Consider the following 6,945-nt stretch of genomic DNA (forward strand, 5'->3'; position numbering starts at 1 on the left):
GGCGGCAGCCGAGCACGGTGCGCGCCGCCGGCGCCCGACTACCCAATCACGCCGAGCCCATTCACCGCCTCCGATGTGATCAGTTCCACGTCCGGATGGTGAGACGTAGTGCCTGAAGGGCGGTCACGACTCCCGTGCCACCGGGCCGTCCGTCACCGGCTCCGCGTTGCGTCGGGTCTTCGCCCAGCCGTTGCGGCCCCGCAGCATCCGCACGAAGCCTCGGGCCGACACCACGAACAGGTGGTAGGCGTACAGCCACAGTGCCAGCCCCCACAGGACGGCCGTCAGGCGGGACGCCTCCGGCGCGTGGTCGCGACGGTACACCGGACCCCACAGCACGAACGGGCCGACGGCGAGCACCGCCAGGACCGGTGCCACCGGCCACAGGACCAGGGCCCCGCATCCGCCGAGCACCAGCAGCGCCGCGGTCAGCGCCAGCGTCACCAGGTGGGCCACCGGTTGGCAGAAGGTGTAGAGGGTCTCCAGTACGCCGCGGCCGCCGTAGTGGCGGGAGGAGACGATGCGCGGGGCGTAGCGGACGCACTGGAGGTTGCCCTGGGCCCACCGGGTGCGCTGGGCCAGCAGTCGACGCAGGCGCGGCAGGCCCTCCTGGGAGACCCAGGTGTCGGCGACGTGGGTGACCCGGTAGCCCGCGAGGATCATGTGCAGACCCAGTTCGTAGTCCTCCAGCAGCGCGCCCCGCTTCCAGGGCCGGCGCTCGACGGCGGCGATCCGGTCGAGGGCGGACAGCCGGGTGAACTGGCCGTTGCCGCCCAGTCCGACCGAACCGGTGCGCACCCGCAGCAGTTGCATCCCCGCGTTCGACACCGCGAACTCCATGTCCTGGACGCGGACCAGGAGCCTGGCCAGGGCGTTGGGGACCCGGCCGCGCTCGGGCAGCGGACGGTGCTCGTCCACGTTGCGCATCCGGACGCCCACCTGCACCCCGCCGACCTCCGGATCGTCGAAGCCGGCCGGTCCCGACACGGCGGCGAGGGCCCCGGGATCCAGCCGCCCGTCGGCGTCGACCACGCACACCACGACCCCGGCGCGGTCGGTGTCCGCCGGCAGGAACTCGCCGAGTTGGTCGTAGGCCGCGTTCAGGGCGTCGCCCTTGCCGGTGCGGGCGTCGGGGCGCACGCGGCGGACGAGGTGGATCCGGCGGTCCTCCTCGGCGAGCGCGGCGACGATGTGCCCGGTGCGGTCGTCACTGTCGTCGTCGATCACCCATACGTGGGCGGCGGGGAAGTCGCCCCGCAACTGGGTGACGGTGGCGCCGACCACCGCCTCCTCGTCGCGGCAGGGCACGAAGAAGTGCCAGTCCAGCGCGGTCGGATCCCCGGCCTCGGTGCGGGGGCGGTGACGGTAGGCGTGCCGGGCGCCGGCCCAGTAGAGCAGGAAGCAGGCGAGCAGCACGAGGGGGAAGAGGAAGAGGAGGAGACTGTCGAACACGGGTTACTCCGGGGCGCGTTGGGGCGGGCGGGTCAGGCGGCCGCGGCGTACGGTGCGGTCCGCTCGGCCACCAGACCGGTCAGCAGGCCGGCGATCCGGTGCGAGGCGCGGCCGTCGCCGAACGGGCTGGGCAGCGCGGCGAGGCGGGCGCGGCCGGCCGTGCCCAGTGCCAGGCGCTCCCGCGCGGCCCGGCCGAGCGCCGGTCCCGGGGCGACCAGCGTGGCGAAGTCGCCCATCGCCTCCGGGCGTTCGGTGGAGTTGCGGACCACGACCAGCGGCCGGCCCAGCACGGTGACCTCCTCCTGTACGCCGCCGGAGTCGGAGACCAGCAGCGCCGCGTGCCGGGCCAGCGCGAGGAAGTCGCGGTAGCCGAGCGGACGGGTGACCCGCAGCGGGGTGAGCAGGTCGGTCAGCCCGGCGGCCTCGGCGCGGGCCCGGGTGCGCGGATGGAGCGGCAGCACGACCGGAGTTTCGGCCGCGAGCGCGGCCAACTCGCCGAGCACGGCCCGCAGCGCGGCCGGGTCGTCGGTGTTCTCGGGCCGGTGGACGGTGGCCAGGACGAAGCCGTCGCAGGTCAGTCCGCGCCGGGTCAACTGCGCCAACCGTGCGGGTGCGGAGGGGAGTTGGCGGTGCACCGCCTCGACCACGGTGTTGCCCGTGACGGCGATGCGGTCCGCCGGGACGCCCTCGGCGCGGAGGTTGTCGCGGTTCTGCGGCGTCGCCGCGCACAGCACGTCGGCGAGCCGGTCGATCAGCACCCGGTTGTGCTCCTCCGGCATGTTCCGGTCGTGGCTGCGCAGCCCGGCCTCGACGTGGACGAGCGGCAGCGCGCGGGCGTTGGCGGCCAGTGCGCCGGCCAGGGCGGCGTTGGTGTCGCCCTGGACGACCACGGCCCGGGTCGGCCCGGCCCGGAACACCGCATCGAGTTGGCCGAGCGCCGCCGAGATCTGCACGGCGCGCGGCTGCCCGCCGACGCCGGTCAGACGGGTCGGCTCGGGAATCCCGAACTCGGCCAGGAAGCGGCCGGAGAGCTCCTCGTCGTAGTGCTGCCCGGTGTGCACGACGTGGGCGGCGGGGCCCAGCAGCCGGATCAGCTCGGTGAGCTTGACCAGCTCGGGGCGGGTACCGAGGACGACGGCGACGCTGCGCGGCGGCAGGGCGGACAAGGCGACTCCCAGGGGACGGGCGGTGGGGACGTCCGCCACGGTCGCCGCCGTCCGTTGCCGCGACGGCTGATGTTCGGTTGCCCGAGGGTTGCTTTCCCGCCCGGGCCCGCAGGAGGGGACCTTCGCCGTGCCGCGGCGCGGGACCTTGGTCCCGGTGCGGGCGGGACGTCCGCCACCCCGCGGCCGACCGCGGTCAGCCGTCCCGGCGGTCCCGGTCCGTACGGGCGCCGGGCGCGGTCAGGCGTCCCCGGCCCCGTCGCCGCGGTAGCGGTAGCCCAGTCCGCGCACCGCCTCGATCGGGTCGGTGTCCGGGCCGCCCGCGGCCTGCTGGAGCTTGCGCCGCACCCGAAGCACCGCGAACTTCACCCGGTCCCGGCCGATGCCCTGCGGATCGTCCCAGACCTGGTCGAGCAGCTGGTCGGTGGTGACCACCCGGCCCCGGTTGCGGACCAGCACCTGGAGCAGCCGGTACTCGATGTCGCTGAGCCGGACCTCCGCGCCGCGCCAGACCGCCGAACGGCGCTCGGGCACCAGCCGCAGCGCCTCGTCCTGCGCCGCGCCGGCCCAGCGCACGGGGCCGGCGCGGCGCAGCAGGGCCTCGATCCGGGCCAGCAGCTCGTCGTTGCCGAACGGCTTCGGAAGGTAGTCGTCGGCGCCGGCCCGCAGGCCCCGCACCCGGTCGCTCTCGGCGCCGCGCGCGGTGAGCAGCAGCACCGGCAGGTCGGTCAGGTCCCGGGTGCGCTCCAGCACCTGCCAGCCGTCCAGACCGGGCAGCCCGACGTCGAGCACCATGAGGTCGGGGTCGTCGGCGAAGAGGCGGCGCAGGCCCGCGCGGCCGTCCGCGGCGGCCAGCACCTCGTAGCCGGCCCTGGTGAGCAGGGTGCGCAGCGCCATCGCCACGTCGGCGTCGTCCTCGACCACCAGGATCCGGGTCACGGCCCGTCCGTTCCCTCGGTGTCGTCGTCCGGTCCGGGCCCCCGGGTCGGCAGCCGCATGGTGAAGACCGCCCCGCGGCCCGGCGCGTCGGAGAGCGTCAGGTCGCCGCCGTGCCGGCGCACGATGTCGCGGCTGAAGGCCAGCCCGAGGCCGGTGCCGGGGAAGCCGCCGTGCTCGGCGTTGGGGGCCCGCACGAAGCCGGCGAAGATCTCCTCGCGGTACTCGGCCGGTACGCCGATGCCGCTGTCCGTCACCTCGATGCGCCAGGCGTCGCCGTCCGGCGCGGCGTCGATCCCGACCCGGCCGCCGGACGGCGTGAACTTCGCGGCGTTCTCCAGGAGGTTGTCCAGCACCTGCGCCAGCCGGTGCTCGTCACCGCGCAGTGGCGGTCCTGGTTCGCAGCGCAGCACGGTGAACACGCCGGCCGCCGTGAGGGTCGGCATCCGGTCCAGTACGGCGTGCTCGACCAGCCGGGCGACGTCCACCGCGGCGCACTCCAGCCGGCGCCGCGGTTCGCGCAGCACGGCGGTCTCCAGCAGCGCGGTGATCACCGACGCCATGCGCTCGGCGTTGCGCCGGATCGCGGCCAGGAACTCCCGCTGCTCGGGCCCGAGCGGACCGGAGGCCGGGTCGGCGAGCAGGTCGCAGAAGCTCAGGACGGAGGTCAGCGGGGTCCGCAGGTTGTGCGAGGCGGAGGCGAGGAACTCGTTGCGCCGGCGGGCGAGTTCGGCGAGCGCCGCGTTGGCGCGGTGCAGGGCCTGCTCGCGGCGCTTGGTCTCGGTGACGTCCTCGGCGGTCCACAGCGATCCGCTGGGCCGCCCGTCCGGGTCGTACAGCGGCGCCGTCTCGCGCCGGATGATCCGGCCGTCCGCGAGTGGGAACTCGGCGACGCGGTGCACTCGGCGCGCCGCCAGGGCGGTGGTGCGCGCGGCGGTCGGGTCCGGGCGCACCGCGAACCGGCCGGCCACCTCGTCGACGACCGGGCCCAGCGGTGCACCGGGGGAGTGGTCCACCCCGTCGAGGGCGAACATCTCGATGAATCGGCGGTTGACGGCGACCACGTGCGCGTCGCCGCCCTGCACGATCGCCGCCCGTGGCAGGGCCTCCAGGACGGCCTGTAGTCGGTCGCGCGCACGGTCCACCCGCTCACGGTACGCGCGGGGGCGGGCGCGGCCGTGCATCTGCCGGGTCGGACGGCCGCCCGTGCCGCGAGTGCGGCCCCGCCGGGCTCCGGTCCGCCGCCCGCCACCGGGCGCTTCCCGGGCTCGTCGCACGTCCGGCGGGGCGGCCGAGCCGGAAACCCCCCTTGACGGGTCGAAGCTCTCGCTCTACGTTCTCCTTCCATAAAGCAAAACATTAATTCCATGATGCGGAATTAAGTCCGACCCCTTCGGTCGGGCCAGCCCGTGACAGGTCGACGCAGGAGTACTCGATGCCTCGAATGACAGCCGCCCGCGCGGCGGTGGAGATCCTCAAGCGCGAGGGCATTACCAACGCCTTCGGAGTGCCGGGTGCGGCGATCAACCCCTTCTACGCGGCCCTCAAGGCCGCGGGCGGGATCGACCACACGCTGGCACGCCACGTCGAGGGCGCCTCGCACATGGCCGAGGGCTACACCCGGACGAACCCGGGCAACATCGGCGTCTGCATCGGCACCTCGGGTCCGGCCGGCACCGACATGATCACCGGTCTCTACTCCGCCACCGGTGACTCCATCCCGATCCTCTGCATCACCGGCCAGGCGCCCACCGCGGTGATCCAGAAGGAGGACTTCCAGGCCGTCGACATCGCCTCGATCGCCAAGCCGGTCGCCAAGGCCGCGACCACGGTCATGGAGGCCGCCCAGGTCCCCGGCGTCTTCCAGCAGGCGTTCCACCTGATGCGCTCCGGTCGTCCCGGCCCGGTCCTGATCGACCTGCCGATCGACGTCCAGCTCACCGAGATCGACTTCGACCCGGACCTGTACGAGCCGCTGCCCGCCTTCAAGCCGGCCGCGACCCGCGCCCAGGTCGAGAAGGCGATCACCCTCCTCAACGAGTCCGAGCGCCCGCTGATCGTCGCCGGCGGCGGCATCATCAACGCCGACGCGTCCGACCTGCTGCTCGAGTTCGCCGAGCTGACCGGCACCCCGGTCATCCCGACCCTGATGGGCTGGGGCATCGTCCCCGACGACCACGAGCTGAACGCCGGCATGGTGGGCCTGCAGACCTCGCACCGCTACGGCAACGCGAACTTCCTGGAGTCCGACTTCGTCCTGGGCATCGGCAACCGCTGGGCCAACCGCCACACCGGCAAGCTGGACCTGTACACCCAGGGCCGCAAGTTCGTCCACGTCGACATCGAGCCGACCCAGATCGGCAAGATCTTCGCCCCGGACTACGGCATCGCCTCGGACGCCAAGGCCGCCCTGGAGCTGTTCGTCGAGGTGGCCAAGGAGCTCAAGGCCGCCGGCAAGCTGCCCGACCGCAGTGACTGGGCCGCCTCCACCCAGGAGCGCAAGGCCCAGCTCCAGCGCCGCACGCACTTCGACAACATCCCCATGAAGCCGCAGCGCGTCTACGAGGAGATGAACAAGGCGTTCGGCCCGGAGACCCGCTACGTCACCACCATCGGCCTCTCCCAGATCGCCGGCGCGCAGATGCTGCACGTCTACAAGCCGCGCCACTGGATCAACTGCGGCCAGGCCGGCCCGCTGGGCTGGACCATCCCGGCCGCGCTGGGCGTCGCCAAGGCCGACCCGGAGACCCCCGTCGTCGCGCTCTCCGGTGACTACGACTTCCAGTTCATGATCGAGGAGCTGGCGGTCGGCGCCCAGCACAAGATCCCCTACGTCCACGTCCTGGTGAACAACGCGTACCTGGGCCTGATCCGCCAGGCGCAGCGCAACCTCGACATCAACTTCCAGGTCAACCTGGAGTTCGAGAACATCAACTCGCCCGAGCTGGGCGTCTACGGCGTGGACCACGTCAAGGTCGCCGAGGGCCTGGGCTGCAAGGCGATCCGGGTCACGGACCCCAGCGAGCTGGGTGCCGCCTTCGAGGAGGCCAAGAAGCTGGCCGCCGAGCACCGCGTCCCGGTCGTCGTCGAGGCGATCCTGGAGCGGATCACCAACATCTCGATGGCCGCCGCGGAGATCGACAAGGTCAACGAGTGGGAAGAGGTCGCGACCGAGCCCGGTCACGCCCCCACTGCGATCAAGCCGCTCAAGGTCTGATCGAGGGGTCGGTTTCCGGACCCGATCCGGACGATGTGCCGGGCGCGGCTTGACGGTCGCGCCCGGCCCCCATCAACATCCCGTAAAGCAAAAACAGAAATCCGCTATCCGGAAGGAGCGCCGGGACCTATGGGTTTCACGGACACGCGCTTCAACGTCAATCTGTCGATCCTGTTC

The 6,945-nt window shown here is 73.0% G+C and carries 5 protein-coding genes; 1 reads left to right on the forward strand and 4 read right to left on the reverse strand.

All coding sequences use genetic code 11. From position 1 onward, the window contains the following. Positions 1-123: 123 nt before the first annotated feature. The 4 genes from ACJ6WD_RS11370 to ACJ6WD_RS11385 all read right to left on the reverse strand — a co-directional run bounded on the left by ACJ6WD_RS11370 (position 124) and on the right by ACJ6WD_RS11385 (position 4,696). A complete protein-coding gene (locus tag ACJ6WD_RS11370) occupies positions 124-1,452 on the reverse strand; it encodes a glycosyltransferase (protein WP_331246503.1) in 1,329 nt (442 codons plus the stop codon). Positions 1,453-1,484: 32 nt separating this feature from the next. Next, positions 1,485-2,618, reverse strand: coding sequence for a non-hydrolyzing UDP-N-acetylglucosamine 2-epimerase (wecB, locus tag ACJ6WD_RS11375; protein ID WP_407615725.1), 1,134 nt, complete (start codon positions 2,616-2,618; stop codon positions 1,485-1,487). Positions 2,619-2,855: 237 nt separating this feature from the next. Next, the gene (locus tag ACJ6WD_RS11380; protein ID WP_407615726.1) at positions 2,856-3,554 is read right to left on the reverse strand and encodes a response regulator transcription factor; all 699 of its coding nucleotides are present in this window, start codon (positions 3,552-3,554) and stop codon (positions 2,856-2,858) included. Beyond that, entirely contained in the window at positions 3,551-4,696 is a 1,146-nt protein-coding gene (locus ACJ6WD_RS11385) for an ATP-binding protein (RefSeq protein WP_407615727.1), read from the reverse strand. The genes ACJ6WD_RS11380 and ACJ6WD_RS11385 overlap by 4 nt, the downstream gene beginning before the upstream one ends. Positions 4,697-4,986: 290 nt before the next feature. Between ACJ6WD_RS11385 and gcl the strand changes: the two genes are divergently transcribed. Then, on the forward strand, positions 4,987-6,768 hold the full coding sequence (gcl, locus tag ACJ6WD_RS11390; RefSeq protein WP_016574397.1) for a glyoxylate carboligase: 1,782 nt from the start codon (positions 4,987-4,989) through the stop codon (positions 6,766-6,768). Positions 6,769-6,945 lie beyond the last annotated feature (177 nt).

It is taken from the genome of Streptomyces sp. VTCC 41912 (assembly GCF_045799175.1).
Lineage (GTDB): Bacteria > Actinomycetota > Actinomycetes > Streptomycetales > Streptomycetaceae > Streptomyces > Streptomyces albulus_C.

Excerpts from the sequence above, each read along its gene's own strand:
- gcl (WP_016574397.1), top strand. The coding sequence starts at position 4,987 with ATGCCTCGAATGACAGCCGCCCGCGCGGCGGTGGAGATCCTCAAGCGC.